Source organism: Rhodococcus sp. ACS1, assembly GCF_002300155.1.
GTDB classification, from domain to species: Bacteria; Actinomycetota; Actinomycetes; order Mycobacteriales; family Mycobacteriaceae; genus Rhodococcus_F; species Rhodococcus_F koreensis.
On sequence record NZ_NSDZ01000007.1, the window covers coordinates 488,835 to 505,597 of the forward strand.

At 65.2% G+C, this 16,763-nt stretch carries 16 protein-coding genes and 1 pseudogene; 6 read left to right on the forward strand and 11 right to left on the reverse strand.

The genetic code is table 11. From position 1 onward, the window contains the following. Positions 1–35: 35 nt before the first annotated feature. Positions 36–458 (reverse strand): hypothetical protein, encoded by a 423-nt coding sequence (locus tag CJ179_RS33685; protein ID WP_072950833.1) that lies wholly within the window; start codon positions 456–458, stop codon positions 36–38. A gap of 664 nt (positions 459–1,122) precedes the next feature. Here CJ179_RS33685 and CJ179_RS33690 point away from each other — a divergent pair. Further along, the gene (locus tag CJ179_RS33690) at positions 1,123–1,437 is read left to right on the forward strand and encodes a DUF1918 domain-containing protein (RefSeq protein ID WP_072950852.1); all 315 of its coding nucleotides are present in this window, start codon (positions 1,123–1,125) and stop codon (positions 1,435–1,437) included. A 6-nt stretch (positions 1,438–1,443) separates the two neighbouring features. Here CJ179_RS33690 and CJ179_RS33695 read toward each other — a convergent pair whose 3' ends face one another. The 4 genes from CJ179_RS33695 to CJ179_RS33710 form a co-directional block, all read right to left on the reverse strand. Beyond that, positions 1,444–2,007: a CBS domain-containing protein gene (locus CJ179_RS33695; protein ID WP_072950835.1), complete on the reverse strand. Its 564-nt coding sequence runs from the start codon at positions 2,005–2,007 to the stop codon at positions 1,444–1,446. A 191-nt stretch (positions 2,008–2,198) separates the two neighbouring features. Then, positions 2,199–3,095 carry a universal stress protein gene (locus CJ179_RS33700; protein ID WP_095864280.1) on the reverse strand — a complete coding sequence of 299 codons (897 nt, stop codon included), beginning with the start codon at positions 3,093–3,095 and terminating at the stop codon, positions 2,199–2,201. 100 nt (positions 3,096–3,195) lie between these two features. After that, positions 3,196–3,453, reverse strand: a complete 258-nt coding sequence (locus CJ179_RS33705; RefSeq protein ID WP_072950837.1) for a hypothetical protein — start codon at positions 3,451–3,453, stop codon at positions 3,196–3,198. Between the two features lie 53 nt (positions 3,454–3,506). Beyond that, complete coding sequence (locus CJ179_RS33710; protein WP_072950838.1) at positions 3,507–4,094, reverse strand: CBS domain-containing protein; 588 nt, start codon at positions 4,092–4,094, stop codon at positions 3,507–3,509. A 180-nt stretch (positions 4,095–4,274) separates the two neighbouring features. Here CJ179_RS33710 and CJ179_RS33715 point away from each other — a divergent pair, with 180 nt between their 5' ends. Continuing rightward, positions 4,275–5,378 (forward strand): 3-oxoacyl-ACP synthase III family protein, encoded by a 1,104-nt coding sequence (locus CJ179_RS33715; RefSeq protein WP_083395428.1) that lies wholly within the window; start codon positions 4,275–4,277, stop codon positions 5,376–5,378. Beyond that, positions 5,362–6,237 carry a 3-oxoacyl-[acyl-carrier-protein] synthase III C-terminal domain-containing protein gene (locus CJ179_RS33720; protein ID WP_072950839.1) on the forward strand — a complete coding sequence of 292 codons (876 nt, stop codon included), beginning with the start codon at positions 5,362–5,364 and terminating at the stop codon, positions 6,235–6,237. The genes CJ179_RS33715 and CJ179_RS33720 overlap by 17 nt, the downstream gene beginning before the upstream one ends. A 22-nt stretch (positions 6,238–6,259) precedes the next feature. On the opposite strand, the gene CJ179_RS33725 is transcribed toward CJ179_RS33720, so the two are convergent. The 3 genes from CJ179_RS33725 to CJ179_RS53115 all read right to left on the reverse strand — a co-directional run bounded on the left by CJ179_RS33725 (position 6,260) and on the right by CJ179_RS53115 (position 10,035). Further along, positions 6,260–9,163, reverse strand: a complete 2,904-nt coding sequence (locus CJ179_RS33725; protein WP_095864281.1) for an arylsulfatase — start codon at positions 9,161–9,163, stop codon at positions 6,260–6,262. Between the two features lie 372 nt (positions 9,164–9,535). After that, positions 9,536–9,742, reverse strand: coding sequence for a hypothetical protein (locus tag CJ179_RS53110; protein ID WP_244163417.1), 207 nt, complete (start codon positions 9,740–9,742; stop codon positions 9,536–9,538). Positions 9,743–9,885: 143 nt separating this feature from the next. Then, entirely contained in the window at positions 9,886–10,035 is a 150-nt protein-coding gene (locus CJ179_RS53115; protein WP_244163418.1) for a hypothetical protein, read from the reverse strand. Positions 10,036–10,194: 159 nt separating this feature from the next. On the opposite strand from CJ179_RS53115, the gene ppsA reads away from it, so the two are divergent. Further along, positions 10,195–12,570 (forward strand): phosphoenolpyruvate synthase, encoded by a 2,376-nt coding sequence (gene ppsA / locus CJ179_RS33735; protein ID WP_072950841.1) that lies wholly within the window; start codon positions 10,195–10,197, stop codon positions 12,568–12,570. A 317-nt stretch (positions 12,571–12,887) separates the two neighbouring features. Here ppsA and CJ179_RS33740 read toward each other — a convergent pair whose 3' ends face one another. Then, a complete protein-coding gene (locus CJ179_RS33740) occupies positions 12,888–13,757 on the reverse strand; it encodes a 1-phosphofructokinase family hexose kinase (RefSeq protein WP_373560168.1) in 870 nt (289 codons plus the stop codon). Here CJ179_RS33740 and CJ179_RS54150 point away from each other — a divergent pair. After that, positions 13,701–14,024, forward strand: a complete 324-nt coding sequence (locus CJ179_RS54150; RefSeq protein ID WP_072951788.1) for a transposase — start codon at positions 13,701–13,703, stop codon at positions 14,022–14,024. The two genes, CJ179_RS33740 and CJ179_RS54150, sit on opposite strands and share 57 nt — an antisense overlap. Further along, the gene (locus tag CJ179_RS33750) at positions 14,024–14,941 is read left to right on the forward strand and encodes an IS3 family transposase (RefSeq protein WP_095864282.1); all 918 of its coding nucleotides are present in this window, start codon (positions 14,024–14,026) and stop codon (positions 14,939–14,941) included. Before CJ179_RS54150 ends, CJ179_RS33750 begins: the two co-directional genes overlap by 1 nt. Before the next feature lie 43 nt (positions 14,942–14,984). Here CJ179_RS33750 and CJ179_RS33755 read toward each other — a convergent pair. Continuing rightward, a pseudogene (locus CJ179_RS33755) lies at positions 14,985–15,191 on the reverse strand (PfkB family carbohydrate kinase); the annotation flags it as partial. Positions 15,192–15,248: 57 nt separating this feature from the next. Further along, positions 15,249–16,760, reverse strand: coding sequence for a bifunctional aminoglycoside phosphotransferase/ATP-binding protein (locus tag CJ179_RS33760; protein WP_072950847.1), 1,512 nt, complete (start codon positions 16,758–16,760; stop codon positions 15,249–15,251). Between the last annotated feature and the right edge of the window lie 3 nt (positions 16,761–16,763).

Consider the following 16,763-nt stretch of genomic DNA (forward strand, 5'->3'; position numbering starts at 1 on the left):
GTTCGCCGCGGGTGCACCGGCATTCGATCGCGGTATTACCGTTGCCGTGTGGCGTCCGGATATGCCTCGTCGGGTTTCCAGGTCGATACCGCCCAGATGACGACCACATCGAGCCCGATGATCAGGATCGCCCACAGCGGGTAGTACGGCAGCCAGAGGAAGTTCGCGAGTATGGAGACTGCCGCGATGATCACTGCGGCCACACGAGACCAGGTGGCACCGGTGAACAACGCGCAGCCGACGAGTGCGACGACCGCACCCAGGACAAGGTGGATCCATCCCCAGGTGGTGAGGTCGATCTTGTACGTGTAGTTGATGCCGACGACGAACACCTCGTCCTTCGCAACAGCGGCGATGCCCTGGAGAAGCTGCAGTATCCCCACTGTGACCAAGACGACGGCCGCGCCCGTGGCGGTGCCAGCCGCGACATTCTGCTTGACCAACGTATCCTCGGACATTCTCGCGCCCTTCTCTCGGTGTTCGTTGAGCGGGATGCCGGTGCGGAGTAGTCGAGAGCGGATCACTCCGCGCGACACGACTCGTGTGCGCCGAAACACTTCTCACAGTTCGAGTGAACATCGGAAAGACGGCGGTCAGTAGGGTCTCCTGTCACCATTCACGGCACGGCACGGCACGGCACGGAACGCGATCAGTGGGCAGTGTGAGGCCCCTGTCGGGGCCTGACTGTCAACGAACACGGGGGAAGTCCGGGCGGGCGGAAGCCGGATGGTTCTCACCTCGCGACGGGATTGCTGTACAGGGCACAAAGTCACCGATCGGGATCCGCCCACCGTGACTCGATCTGGGTCGCGAACCTCGCGACCGTCGGCCGCCTGTCGGGGAGCGGGAACCGTCTTCACCCTGCCGCGTTCACCGCGCGCAGCGGGGATCGACGGAACATGACAGTTCCGGGCCCGTCGATTGTGCAGGTCTTGGCTCGATGTTCCCTCACAGAGCACCCCGGGGTCCCTCGATTGAGGACCCTCGGCCCTACTGCCGGTATCCAATGACGAGTGAACTGGGAAGGGGCAGCAACCACTACCTCACTCGCCATACGGCAGCACACGAACTGGCACAACCGAACCACGACATATGTGCGCGTCGCTCGATAGGTTGCCATGGATGGAGATCGACATGCACGCAGAACCAGGGGACTGGCTGGTTGTGAAAGGCACAGTCGTGGACAGCCCCGACGAGGTCGGTCAGATCGTCGAGGTTCGCCACGCGGACGGCGAGCCTCCGTACCTTGTCAGGTGGATACGTGACGGTCACGAGGCACTGGTATTTCCCGGCCCGGACGCGCACGTGGTGACAGCCGCCGAGAAGGTCGAGGAAGACCGTCGCGAACGACAACGAATCTCCGCGATACAAGACGCTATTGCCGGCCAACCACACCCCGAACAGCGGAGTCTCCGAACCGGCCACGGGGGTGCCTGAGAAGCCTCAGGACTGGGTGAACTGAACGTCCGCGACGCCCGGTACGCCCGCGGCGAGGGCCGTCACCACCTCTCGTTCCGGATCGTCGAGCGCGAGCCCGGTGATCGCCACCGTGCCGTCTGTGATCTCGACCGTCCACCGCCGCGATCCTGCGTAAACGTCGAGACGATGCTGCACGTCCTTCGCTATGCGGGTGTCGTCCATTGTCAGGAGCGCGAGAAGATCACGCCGGGTGACGATTCCGATGACATCGTGTTCGTGGACGATGGGAATTCCGCGTAGACCCGAGCGCAGCATCGCCGACGCGAGGTCGCTGATGTCGGTGTCCGGTGTCATCGCAACGACCGGGGTGGTCATCGTCTCGGACACTGACAAGTCGGCTCTGGGGAGCGAGTGGAACTTTGCGCGGAGCAGGTCTCCCTCCGAGACGATTCCCACCAAGTGCTGGGACTCGTCGACGACGGGTAGGACGGTGAACCCTGTCCTCGCGATGATGCGGAGACATTCGTCGACGGCGGTCGACGGACTCACGGTGGTGACCGGGCTGCTCATGATGTGACGTGTATGCATGACGGCTCCATCCTTTCGACGTCCGGCGTCACGGTCGTGGTGATTACCTCGTGGGTTCCGGTCACCTGTTCACGGACACAGATGGAGGTGTAGCACCTGCCCGTCACCATTAGTAATGCTCTGCAAAGAGCAATGCACCCCAGGCTGTCTCGGCGCAGATCTCGGGCAGTCGAAATATCAATCAATTGAGGTCAGCGACGCACGATCAGCAGCGGGCGGCTGACGGCGTGGAGGAGTGCCCGGCTGGTCGATCCGAGCAACAGCGACGCGAATCCGCCGCGCCCACGGCTGCCGGTCACGACCAACTGCGCAGCCTCCGATTGCTGGAGCAGATGATGAACTGGCCGGTCCCGGACGACTACTTTGCGGACGACGACGTCCGGGTACTTGTCCTTCCATCCGGCGAGGCTCTCCGACAGGAGGGCCTGTTCCGCTGGTTCGGCTGCCGACCAGGCAAGTTCGTTGTCACTGAGATCGGCAGGCGCGATTGTCAACAGGCTGAAGTCACTCCACGCGTGCACCGCAACCAGATCGACGTCGCGCAGAGCGGCCTCCTCGAATGCCGCCGCGATGGCCGGTTCGCTGTTCGATGAGCCGTCGACACCGATGACTACAGGCCCGTCCAATGGAGGCGCATCCATTTCGGGCATTCCGCGGACCACCGCCACCGGGCAGGCTGCGTGACTGGCTACTGCGGAGCTGACCGACCCCACCAGGCCGCCGGTGAACTCTCCGAGCCCGCGGGAACCGACGACCAGCATGCGAGCCGACTTCGCCACCTCGAGCAGGGCCGGTACGGCCGAGCCGTGTTGCAGCACCGTCCGGAGGGTGAGGTGGTTGTCGCGAACGCTGCGTCGGGCGAGTTCCGCGGCTGTGGCAAGCCTCTGGGTACCCACGTACTCGATGCCGGTGAACACGCCCGCGGACAGGTTGACGGCGTCGCCGAACGTACCATGAGCAGCCGGGAGGGCGGACACCAGAAGTAGCGGAACACGATGGCGGACAGCTGCGTCGGCGGCCCAACGTACGGCCTCGAGCGACTGCGCCGATCCGTCCACACCGGCGACAATCGGTGACTCTGTCTTCATCGCAAAGCCTCGTTTCAGTTCGGGCGACCCGCCGCGAATGTTCACTCCCAAGATCGCCCGAATAGGGCACAAGCCAATCTCCGGACCGACGAGCGGCCGATCACAGCGAGTTGACGCCCTGTAGAAGTAGGGTGGGTAAACCCGGGACCATCAGTCCGACACCAACGGACACAATCGTGGCGCCGGTGACGCGGTGGCGCGGATTGCGGAAGACGCCGAGCCCGACGAAGACCACCGCGGCTGCGCCACCGAGAACGGTGAGGGGAGACGTCACCGACAGTGCGCCGACCCCCACGAGGGTGGCGGCGGCGATCCAGGGCCATCGGAGGTCTCGGGCGTCGAGATACTTGGTCTGCACTGCCACCTCCAGTCGGGCAAGGTCGAAGATCGGGGTCGACTGAGGGCTATTGGCTAGTCCGGAGGGATGTGCACCTCGGTGATGCCGGGTACGGTTTCGGCCAGCGCGGCGATGACATTTCGTTCCGGGTCCTCCGGCGTGGCCCCGAAGATCGTGGCGGAGCCGTGGGCAACGTTGACGCGCCATCGGCCGGCTCCGCCGTAGATATCGAGGCGGTGTTGCACTTCCTTTGCGATCTGATCGTCGTCCGTCGTGAGGATGGCGATGAGATCGGGACGGGTGACGATCCCGAGGATGTCGTGATCGTGCACGATGGGGATGCCGCGCAGCCGCGATCGCAGCATGGCGGACGCGAGTTCGCTGACCTCCGCGTCCGCGGTCATCGCCACGACGGGACTGGACATGACATCGCCCGCGGTCGCCTCATCCTGCGTCGTGGCCGTCGGTTCGGCCCCGCCGAGCTCACGGAATCGTGCACGGAGAAGATCCCCCTCGGACACGATGCCGACGAGATGTTTCTGCTCGTCGACGACCGGGAGCACTGTGAAACCCGACGTGCCGACCACTCGGAGGCATTCGTCGACCGAGGTCGACCGATCCACGGTGGTGACCGGGCTGCTCATGACGTGTCGTGCCTGCATGACGACTCCTCTCGTTGCTTCTTCAGCGTCGGCGTGCCGGCTGCCTCAGGACAAGGGTCCTAGGACCTCACCTCCGCGGATTCGTCGGTGAGCGGAGGAAGGTTCCCCGGAAGGGTCCAAATGCCCTGGTGACGAGATCGCCGGTGCGCGATGGTGAAAGTGAGCACGGAGGTGAGATGGATGGTCAAGCGTTGGCTGGTCATGGAGACCGAGCACGACGGCGTGCGAATGCCGTTCGCATCCCGCCTCGCCGGGGCCGGGAGGCATCTACCCTCGACGCATCTCACTACCACGGACCTGATGTCGACCACCCGGCACTCGACGCACATCGACCTCGAGCGGCTCACCGGAATCCGTGAGCGCCGGGTATCGGTGGGGGACGAGGACTCCTACACATTGGCGATCTCGGCGGCCCTGGATTGCCTGGAACGGTCGAACCGGGACGCCGCGTCGATCGATGTGGTGGTCAGTTGCAGCATCACCAAGTTTCACGGCGGGCTCACCCAATGGCTGGAGCCGACGATGAGTAGTGCTGTCGCGCAGGCGATCGGCGCACCGGCGGCGATGACTTTCGATCTCTCGAACGCGTGCGCCGGGATGTTGACCGGTGTGACGGTGATGAATAACTGGATCCGTCAGGGAATCGTCGAACGGGCACTTGTCGTCAGCGGTGAGTACATTTCGCAGCTCGGACAGAATGCTGCCCAACACATCCGGAACATCATGAGCAAGGAGCTCGCGTGCCTCACCCTCGGCGACGCCGGCGCCGCTCTACTCCTCGAACGCGCCCCCGCCGGGTCGGCAGGGATCGGTCTGGCCGGATTCACCACCGTCGCCGACTACAGTCGGCTCTGTCTCGCCTACCCCAAGGGCGGCGACCCCGGCGCCCGGATGTTCACCAATTCGCGGGGGATCCAGCGGGCGGCGATCGCGGACACCCCGCTGTTGTTGCACGAGGTGCTCGATGCCGCCGGTATCTCCCTCCACGACATCGATCACGTGATCACACACCAAACCTCGGCGCGGGCGATCCGTAAAGGGATGGCCGAGGTGACCGCCACGCTCGGCGATTCTCCGCGGCACGACGCCGTCATCACCGTCGACCGTTACGGAAATACGGCCTCGACGACGCACACCGTCGCGCTCGTCGAGGAACTCGAAGCAGGCCGCATCCGCGCGGGTGAAACCGTGGCGTTGATCGCGCTCGCCTCGGGTTTGGAGATCGGTGTCGTTCTGTTGACGCTGGACGAGGAATTGGTGGCACACTATGGGCACAGTCATTGATCGGCTCGATGTCACACGCGGCGGCTGGCGTACCCGCCACAGTGCATTGCATCTGGCGGTGTCGGCCGCCCAGACCTGCCTCGAACGGGCCGGCCGTCGGGCCGACGACCTGGACCTGCTCGTCAACGTCGGGTTGTACCGCGACCGGAATCTGGGCGAGCCCGCCCTCGCGGCGCTCATCCAGGAAGACATCGGTGCCCACCCGGAGGACCCCCACGACGACACGCACGGGACCTTTTCCTTCGATGTCGCGAACGGATCCTGTGGGGCTCTCAACGGTCTGCAGATCGTCGACGGATTCCTGCGGTCGCACACGATCGACTGGGCGCTGGTGGTTGCCAGTGACGCCGATCCCGGACGTGGGATGAGTGAGCACTTTCCGTTCGCGCCGACCGGGGGAGCGATCCTCTGCCGCTGGACCGACGACGAATACGGCCTGGGACCCGTCCACTGGGTGAACCGCTCCGACGCCGGTGAAAGCTTCTGCGCCACGGTCGGACTCGAGGACTCCCGGAACGTACTTCGGTTCCGGGAATCGGAGTCGATGGACGAGCGGTTCGCGGCCGCCGGAGCGCGGGCGGCACGAGAATGCCTGGAGGCATCGTCCGTTGAGCTCGCGGATGTCGATCTGATCGTGGCCGCCCCCGCCCGGCGGAAGTTCCGTGCGGCGCTCGCCGAGCACCTGGGTGTGCCCGTGCCGCGGATTGTGGTCGCGGATGACGAACGGATGCATACCGCGTCCCTCGTGGCAGCCCTGGACCGCCGGACCGGTGGCATCCCGGTCGGGAATCGAGTCCTGATCATCGCCGCGGGTGCCGGGGTCACAGCCGGCGCCGCGCTGTACCGCGAACGCCCCTGATTCCGGGCGAGGGCGGCGTCGGTCAGCCGGCCGCGCCGTGCCCCACGCCCTGCATCGCCGCGTGCTCGTGCAGCGCGAGTTCGGCGTCGTGGTCTGCCGGTTGGAGATCGAACACGACTTCGTGGACGGTTCCGGTGAACCGGTACGGGGCGTTGTTCTCGTAATCGAGGTCGACGACCAGGCCGTTGTCGCGGCCCACGTCCATTCCCGCGTACGAAGTGAAGGCGACCGGCACCGTTCGGGGCATGTCCCCCTCGCCGATCAGTTCGTCGTTCGCCCACAGGGACACGTGCCCACCGCTCCCCGGCTTGGGCTCGTCGGTCTCGAACAGCATCTTCACGGTGACGTCACCGGTCGGAATCGGCCGCTCGGACGTCTGCCTGTAGGTCTCCACACCGAGGAAGGAATAGGTGTGGTGGAGGATGCCGGTGTGGTCGACCCACAGTGCGAACCCGCCGATGAAGTCGGCGTTGGCGACGATGACACCCTCGGCGCCGTCATCGGGCACGTGGAGGTGCGCTTCGATGGCGTACGAGCGTCCTGCCACTCGGGGAACCATGCCGCGCTGCACGTTCTGGACGTCGCCCTTGAAGGTAAATCGGGTCGTCGTCGGCATCGGAGGCAGCAGGCCGAAGAAGATCGACAGCCCTCCGAGCAAGGGGAGCGCCCGGTTGCGTTCCGCCTCGCGCCACCACAGCTCCTTCAGGGCGTCGAGCTTCTCGGGGTGATCGGCCGCGACGTCCCGGGCCTGGGAGAAGTCGTCGGGCAGGTAGTAGAGCTCCCAGACATCGTCGTCCGGGTCGTAGACACCCGGTGCGAACCGTTGGATGGTCTCCGGGGAGAAGTCCCAGGGGGCTTTGTCCAGGCGGGTGCACGCCCACCAGCCGTCCTGATAGATGGCGCGGCTGCCGAACATCTCGAAGTACTGCACCGTGTGCTGCTCGGGGGCGGCGGCGTCGTCGAATGTGGGGAGAAAGCTCGTTCCGTCCATGGGCTCCTGGTCGATCCCGTCGACGGTGGTCGGTTCGGGCAGCCCGATCGCCGCCAGGACGGTGGGGGTGATGTCGATGCAGTGGGTGAACTGCCCGCGCACCTGTGCGTCGGGGGTGATTCGGTTCGGCCACGCGACGACCATCGGGTCGCGGTCCCCGCCGAGGTGGCTGGCCATCTGCTTGCCCCACTGGAACGGAGTGTTGTTCGCGTGCGCCCAGGCGGCGGCGAAGTGCGGAGCGGTATGGTCGCCGCCGAGCGCCTCGATCCCGCCGTATTCGTCGATCAGCCTCAGCTGGTGTTCGGCGTCGAGTACCACCCCGTTGAGGAAGGTCATCTCGTTGAACGAGCCGGTGACGGTGCCTTCCATGCTGGCGCCGTTGTCACCCCAGATGTAGACGACGAGGGTGTTGTCGAGGTCGCCCAGGTCCTCGATCGAGTCGAGCAGCCGTCCGACGTTCCAGTCGGCGTTCTCGGAGTATCCGGCGAACACCTCCATCTGTCGGGCGTAGAGCTTCTTCTGAGAGTCGGACAACGTATCCCAGGCGGGGAACAGATCCGGTCGCTCGGTCAGTTCGGTGTCCGCGGGAACGATCCCGAGTTGCTTCTGACGCGCGAGCGTTCTCTCGCGGTAGACATCCCAGCCGTCGTCGAATTGCCCCGTGTACTTGTCCGCCCATGCCCTGGCCACATGGTGCGGGGCGTGACTGCACCCAGTGGAGTAATACATGAACCACGGCTTCTGTGGGTCCTGGGCCCGGACACCGTGGAGCCACTGCACTGCCTTGTCGGTGAGGTCGTCGGGGAAGTAGTAGCCGTGACCGTCTTCGCCCTCCGGGACGCCGAGGATCGAGTTGTCCTGGGTGACGATCGGGTCGTATTGTCCGGCCGCACCACTGAGGAAGCCCCACCAATGGTCGAATCCCCACCCCGGGGGCCAGTTGTCGAACGGCCCCGCGGCGCCCTGCACGTTGTCCGGGGTGAGATGCCACTTACCGAACCCACCGGTCACGTACCCGTTCTCGCTGAGAATCCGGGGAAGTGCGGTGCAACTCCTCGGCCGCACCGCCGTGTATCCGGGGAACGGGCCCGGGTACTCGGCAATCGAGCCGAATCCCACGCGGTGGTGATTGCGGCCGGTGAGAAGCCCCGCCCGGGTTGGTGAGCACACCGCCGTCACGTGAAAGCGGTTGTACGTCAATCCCTGTTGCTGAACCCGGCTCAGTGTGGGGGTGCGGATCGCACCGCCGAAGGTGTCCGGGCCGCCGAAACCGGCGTCGTCGATCAGCACGATCAACACGTTCGGAGCACCGTCCGGTGGCTTCGGCCCGGGCACGATCGTCCAATCCGGTACGGATTCCTGCACCGTGCGGCCGATGGTACCCCCGAAGGTTCGGTCGGGGATCGGTAGCCGCGTGCGATCCGGATCGAATTTCCCCATCGCCTCGGCCAGGGACGCCTCCAGGTCCCTCAAACCCGAACCATCCAGTTCCGCGACCGACTTCAGTGGGGCACCGCTGAGCGCCTGCTCCACCGGGAGCCGGCTGCCCGACGGCAGGACTGCGATCACCACACACGTCCCGGAGGCCAGCGCCTCACCGACCTTGGCCTCGAGACCGCTCTTGATACGGTGCGAGGTGAACTTGCCTGCAAGCGCGCCGGCACCGGCGCCGACCGCGGCTGCAGCCAGCATCGGCGGGGCGAACAACTCCACCACCAGGCCGACGCCCGCACCCCACCCGGCGCCTTTCCGGCCCAGATGGTCGCCCGTGTCAATCACCGTCAGGTTCTCGTCCGCGTCCTTCGCAACCAGGACCGCACCCCGAAGCGTGATCTGCTTACCGCGCACCTGAACGGCGAGCGCGTCGAAGTCCTGCCGTGCACGATCGAGGTCCTGATAGCCGGCGACGAGGACCAGCGCGTTATCTTCACTCATGAGGCACTCCTCTGCGGTGTCGCCGGTTCTGGGTAGGCGGCCTGCTCTCGATGCTCGTCCGGCGGCAGACGCGCCGACAAGGATCAAAAGGCCTCAGTTTTCGGTAGTGGCCGCGATGCTTCGAGGTTTGTCGCCGAAGTCTGAACATTCTGAATGGGAGATGTTGTACAACAATGTTATTCGTTCAAGTCTTCGTGTGGGTGCCGTGATGTTCTTACGGTTGCGTAGCTGCGGTACCGTCGGCCGATGCGAGAGCTTGGAGTGTGAGGAGCATTTTCCGGCTCATGACGAAGCCGATCGGCTCCATCAGTAACGGCCCGAAACACAGACGGCTGACGATTCCGGGACCGCAGGTGCTGCGACCCCGCTCGATCAGCCGAGTGCGCCCAGCCTGGTCGGGAAGGAGATGAATGCCCAGGTGAAGGCGTCACCGGTGCGGGGGTCGCGGGCATGGAGAACCAGGCGTGCATTCGGTTCGACAGCCGCGACGGTCAGCGGGGGTGTCTTCGGGTGCAGCTGCACCTCGTCACCGGTGCCCAGGGTTTGGTAGTCGCGAAGTAGCTTCTCGGTGTTGCGCACGCGGCAGCCGATCAGGTTCTCGAGTCCGACGTAACTGTAGAAGCCTCCGCGACCCTGTCCCAGCTGGATGATCTAGGGCCACAACACTTCCGGCGGCGCGTCGACCGCGACGGCAGGCATGTAACGCCAGGTGCGGTTCGCGATCAGCTCTCTCCCGGCAACGTTGCCGCCGCCTCCGTTGCGGTTGCACCCCACCTCGTGCGCCATCGGCGTAGCGGTTTCGTCAGGATCACGTGCACCGCGATCAGCGCCGCGCCGCCAATGGTCTGCGTGATGACGGTCGAGCGGGTCACGTCGGCGCCTCCTGTCGGTAGAGGGTCGTTCCATCATCGAACCGGCAGGCCGGAGACGGACAGGGTGCTTCGGCCCGCTGCGCGAGGTGACGGTGACTTTGGACCCTGTGCGGTCCGAACTCGACGGTGTTCGCTGGATCATGACGACGAGGAGACCTCATGAATGTGCAACAGGCGGTGGTCGAACACCGTTGGGTCAAGCCGATCGATCAACTCGGATTGGCGGACGCACCATCAGTTGGGGGCAAGGCGGCCAATCTCGGTGAGCTGACGCGCGCGCGTTATCCGGTGCCCCCCGGATTTGCCGTCACCGCCGAAGGCTACCTGGAGGCGATGGAGAAGGCGGGAGTGCGCGACACCTTGCGTGACCACGCCTTGCCGCCCGCCGGGGCCGATGACAGCGTCTTGACCGCAGCGTCGCAGCAGTTGCGCGCGACCGTGCTCGGCGTCTTGATGCCCGCTGCCTTGCGCGCAGAAATTCTCGGTTCATATCGCGAATTCGGCGCCGGCTCGCCGAGGCTGGCGGTGCGCTCCTCAGCGCCCGCCGAAGACGCCGCGGATACGTCGTTCGCGGGTATCCACGACAGCTTCATCGGGGTATCCGGTGACGACGCGCTCATCGAGGCGGTCACCAAATGCTGGGCGTCGCTGTGGTCCGAGCGTGCACTCACCTATCGCAGTGTGCAGGGGGTGACCGAGGAGCCGTCGATCGCGGTCGTCGTCCAGTTGATGGTGGGCGCCGACCAGTCGGGCGTCGTCTTCACCGCGGATCCCAGAACAGGCGCACGGGACCGTATCGTCGTCGAAGCCGCGACCGGACTCGGTGAGGTGGTAGTCGGAGGACAGGTGGAGCCGGACACCTACGTGGTGGCGAAGTCGGGCTTCGCTGTGATCGATGCCCACATCGGGTCACAGTCGTTCTCGATCACCGCGGATGCGGAAGGGCAACATTCGGTGGAGATTCCCGCCACCGCACGGGGCCGGCGCGTTCTCACCGACCAGCAGCTCGAACGATTGGCGTTGCTCGCCGTCGCTGTCGAAGACCACTACCACGTTCCCCAGGATCTCGAGTTCGTCTTCGACGCCGATCGGCTGTGGATCGTCCAGACACGACCCATCACGACACTGGACAAGCCCCGGACCCACACGGAGCAGCCCCCCCAATCGACGAACAAGGTCCTCGTCCACGGCCTCGGCGCAGGTCCTGGAACGGCGACCGGCCGCGTCCGCATTCTGCGGTCCGTATCCGATGCTCACCGGCTGTCCGAGGGAGAGATCTTGGTGGCACCCATGACACGCCCCGACTGGCTCCCGGTGCTGCGCCGTGCAGCGGCGATCATCACGGACGGCGGCGGGATCACCTGTCACGCCGCCATCGTCGGCCGCGAACTGGGACGTCCGGTAGTGGTCGGGACCCGGACCGCAACGAGCGAACTGGTGGACGGGGCGATCGTCACCGTCGACGGAGACTCGGGGGTGGTCTACGACGGCGCGGTAGCTGCATCCGTATCGAGCACACCCGAGAGAGGGGCCGTTTCCGCTTCCTCACCGCGACCGGCGACTGACCGGGTCGGTGGGTTACCGACGCCGGAGGTGACGGCCACCTCCGTGTACGTCAACCTCGCGACACCGGACGCCGCCGAACGTGTGGCCGCATCCGACGTCGACGGAGTGGGCTTGCTGCGCGCCGAGTTCATGATCATGGACGCACTGGCCGGGACGCACCCGGCAGCCATGATCGCGCAAGGACGCCGCAACGAGTACGTGGCCAAGATGTCGGCGGCGGTCGAACGTATCGCCGCTGCGTTCGCCCCGCGTCCGGTCATCTATCGGGCGATCGATCTACGCACCAACGAATTTGCCGACCTGTCCGGTGGCGACGTGGAGCCTCACGAAGACAATCCGATGATCGGTTACCGCGGCTGTTTCCGCTACGTGCGCGAACCCGAACTGTTCCGCCTCGACCTCGACGTGCTGTTCACCGTCCGGAAGCGTTACCCGAACGTGCATCTGATGATCCCGTTCATTCGCACCCGATGGGAGCTCGCACAGTGCCTTGCGGACCTCGATTCCCATCCGCTGGGCGCGGATCGCCGCATGCACCGGTGGATCATGGCGGAGGTGCCCTCCGTCGCCTACTGGATCCCGGAGTACGCGGCACTCGGCATCGACGGTGTCTCCATCGGCACCAACGACCTCACCCAACTGGTGCTCGGCGTCGATCGGGATTCCGAGATCTGCCGAGATCTGTTCGACACCATGGACCCTGCCGTACTCGACGCCATCGACGTCATCATCGAGCGTGCCACACGTGCCGGGCTCACCACATCCCTGTGCGGACAGGCGGTGTCGACCAATCCCGCTCTCGCGGAACATCTCGTGCGCAAAGGTATTACCTCGGTGTCCGTGGCACCGGACGTTGCCGCCGTTACCCGTCACAATGTTTCGGCTGCGGAACGCAGGATTCTGCTCGACCGAGCGAGGTCCGATCTGCGGATGTCCGCGAACGGGGACCGGCGAGGTGCAACCCGGTGAGTGAGCCTGTCGCGATACCGATCAGCAGTGGCGGCGACTACGTCACCGCGCACCGTGACGGCAATGAACCGTGCTGCGCGAGGGGTCCGCTCTCAGCCGTGGAGGTCGATAGGGCCCCGGTTCGCCGGGTCACTCCAGTCGAGGTGGCAAGCTCACGCGGCCGCGTGAGCGTGCCAGTCTTACCGGAGACCCACAAGTCTTACCGGAGACCCACAGGCGTATGTGCCATCAACCGCCAAACCGCTGTGGATGAGGCCCGATACGATCCGGGATGCGCGGAGTTGCGCGTGGCCGGTCTGTGTCTCGCGCATGCGTGACTATCCGACGGTCGTGTCTGCAGCAGACCCCTCTGTGAGCAGTGTATAGAACCGTTCGACGTCGGTTCGTCGGCACAGGGCGGTGCCCGGTGTCTGCAGCATGGCCGCCCCGGCGGCGATCCCGTACCGCACCGAGTCGCTCAACGACCGACCGCGCGCCAGGCCGCTCACCACGCCTGCGACCATGCTGTCGCCGGCACCGACACCGCTGACGACGGGGACTTCGACCGACGGGAAGTATTCGTCGCGATCCTGAGTGACCAACAGTGCGCCTTCGGCGCCGAGCGAGAGGACGACGACGTCGCAGACCCCCCGGTCGATGACCTCCCGCGTCGCGGCCACCTGGTCGTCGATCGCCGACAATTCGCGGCCCGTCCAGTCACGAAGTTCGCGGATGCTGGGCTTGACGAGAAAGACACGGCCTCGAAGTTGCCTCAACGCGGGACCGGACGTATCCACGATCACTCGTGCACCGAGGTCACCGACGGCGCCCGCAACATGCTGGTAGAAGTCGGCAGGTACATCCGGTGGCAGACTCCCGCTCACCACCACATAGTCGGCTCCCGAGGCGACCTCGATAAGAAGGTCGAGACAGGCTCTCTGTTCTCTCGTGGTCACCGTCGGTCCCGGCAGGACGAATCGGTACTGCAGACCCGTCTCGTTCTCGTTGATCGTCAGGCTCTCCCGTGTAGAGCCACGGATCGTCAGACTCCGGATGGGAACGCCTTCGGTCGCGACGAGGTCCTCTGAGGTTCCCCCCGGAAAGTGGACACCGACTTGGCGGGACACCGGTCCCGCTGGAAGGATGTCCGTATGCCCCCTCGCAAGCGTCGGTCGTTCACGACCGAGTACAAGGTCGAGGCTGCCCACCGGGTGATCGACTCCGGTCGCACCATCGCAGAGGTCGCCCGAGAACTCGGCCTCAACGAGAGTCTGTTGGGTGAATGGGTCAAACTCGAGCGGCGCAGAATCGCCGCCGCAGAGTCCCACGGAGAGAAGCCTTTGGACGCGGCCGAACACGCCGAGCTACTCCGATTGCGAAGGCAGGTAAGCGAACTCGAGAAGGACAACGCTTTCCTGGTAAAAGCTTCGGCGTACTTTGCCGCGATGCAGAAGAACCGACCCGGTTCGATCTGATGGCCAAGTACGCCGGCCCCGACAACATCGAAGAGACCGCCGGCACCGCCGCGCCGGAAGGTGAACGGTTCTCGATCCTGCGGATGGCGAGACTGCTGGAGGTGTCCACATCGGGCTACTACCAGTACGTCAAGCGCAGAGTCGCCACGGTGTTGACGCCGAGGCAACAGCGTCGCGCCGACCTCGAAGTCAAGATCGTCGAGATCCACCGGGAATCGAAGGGTACCTACGGGTCGCCGCGGGTCACGGCCGAGTTGCGGGCGCGTGGTGAGGTGGTGAACGCCAAGACCGTGGCCAAGATCATGGCCTCGCTCGGTGTGGAGGGCATCAGCCCGCGCACGTTCAAGGTCAAGACCACGGTGGTCGATCCGCAGGCGTCGTTCCCGCCGGATCTGATCGAGCGGCACTTCGATCGGGGCCGGCTCGATGCGGTCTGGTTTACCGACATCACCTACCTCACGTGCGGTGAGGGGGACATGTTCTTGTGTGCGATCCGGGACGGTCATTCACGGAAGGTGTTGGGATACAGCATTGCTAATCACATCAGCGCCGAGATGGTCACCACCGCCATCGATCGAGCCGTGGCCACGCGCGGTGGGCGGTGTCGCGAGACGATCCTGCATTCGGACCGGGGTGGGGAATACACTGCCCACCTGACCGCGGCGTCGTGTGTGCAGCACGGGTTGCGTCGGTCGATGGGTGCGACCGGGATTTGTTGGGACAACAGTCCATCCGAATCGTTTTGGTCGATCTTCAAGCATGAAGAATACTATCGGCACGTCTATGCAACGAAGGCTGATCTCGTTGCTGGCGTTGACAACTGGATTGTCTTCTACAACACTGTTCGACGGAACTCTACGGTGGGGATGCACAGTCCCGACAGCTACGAGAAGTTGCTTCAGGTGGAAGTCGCCTGAGGCACGCAACCCCCTTGTCCACCGTTCGGGGGGAACCTCACTCGAGGGCTCGGCCGGTGTGGCCGCCTGAAGGAAATACCGCAGTCGCGGGGGTGCCGAGAACATGCAGGACTCGGGCGACGTTCAGTCCGCCGCCGCCGGGATCGCGGCGAGGCGCGCCGCAGCGAACCTTGTCGGTGGGGACCACCCGGTTGGTGCTTGTGGTGATGTCGAGCGCGGGATTCATCGTCAACGTCACGATGTCGGGCATGAGAACTCCTGTCGTCGGGCGAGCCGGGCCCGTGCCCGGGGGGATGGGCCGCTGTGACTAGTCATCTCGCCACCCCGATGTCGAATGCCAGATCCGCTCTGCCGCCTGCAGGCTGTCCTCGGGGGCGGTGTCCGTGTCGACCGCGGTGGCCGACGTCCACTCCGCGGCACGCGCGGCCATCGCGTCGTATACCGCGGGGGTGGCGTCCGAGTCGCCGGATGGGCGACTGCCGATTCTCGCGATCGCCACGCCGCGCGTTGCCCTGCATTCGAGTTCGACAAGATCGCTATGGGTGCAGGAAGCAATGAGGGCGGCGCGCTCACGGAAGATCGATTGGGTCCACGACGCATCCAGGACGACCGATCTTCCTGCCTCGAGGTTGTCGCGAGCGCGCCGCAGCATCTCGGCGTAGGTGCGGTCGGTCATGGTGCCGCTGTACAAGCCCTCACCGAATCCGGATACCTGCCGGGAATGCGGATCGAGCCCGGCGAGTTCTTTGCGGACGCGGTCGCTGGAGATGACGACGGAGTCGGTGACGTCAGTCAATCCGTTCGAGAGTGTCGACTTTCCGGTGCCGGGCAGCCCACCGACCAGTGCCATTCGCACGGTTCCGGCACGCAGATGCCGCAACGCGAGGCTGCAGTGCGCCCGGGCATCCTCGCGGGCAGTGTCCGAACCCTGCGTGTACCGCAAGCCGGCGACCTTCGCGCGGACGAACGCGCGATACGCAATGTAGTGATGCCAGAGAGATGCCGGTGGCTGGTCACAGGCCTCGGCGCAATACCGATCGAGAAACCGCGATGCCAGATCTTCACGCCCCAAGTACTCGAGATCCATGGCCAGGCATGCTGCATCGTCGACGCGATCGACGTGTCGGAGGTGGTCGTCGAAGTCGAGGCAGTCGAGGATGCGCGGCCCGTCGGCGAGACAGAAAATGTCGTCCGCGAGAAGATCTCCGTGACCATCGACGATCCGGCCTTCCCGAATGCGGCTTTCGAACAGCGGTTTCCGTCCCTGCAGATACCGGAGAGCCCGACGACCGACCTCGTCAGCGTCCGCTGCCGGCAGGACATCGCACCGGTAGCTCGTCACCTCGGAGACGTTGGCGCGCCACCGCGCTGCTATGGCGTCAGAGGTCGCGTCACGATCTATCTCCACACTCTGCTCCGCCCGGGCATGGAACCGGGCGATGGCGGCGGCGAGAGCATCCAGATGCGAGGTCGGATCCGCGCCGGTGCCGACCAGATTGGCCAGCCGAAGATCCGACGGCATCCGGCGCATCTTTACCAACGATTCGGTTTCCCCTCCCGCAGGGTTGGTCAATTCGGCGACTCCGAGGTAGACATCGGGACACAGCCGTTGGTTCAACGCCACTTCACGGTGGCAGGCCACACGCCGCTTGGCGGCGGTACTGAAATCGGCGAACGCCGTCCGAATCGGCTTTTTCGCTTTGAAGACGACGTCACCGACCATAACGAGATAGGCGGTGTGCGTCTCGACGCCGTTGACGTCGAGTTCGCCGACGGTCGATACCCGCGAACCCCCGTGCACTCTCCCGGACGTCGACATGGG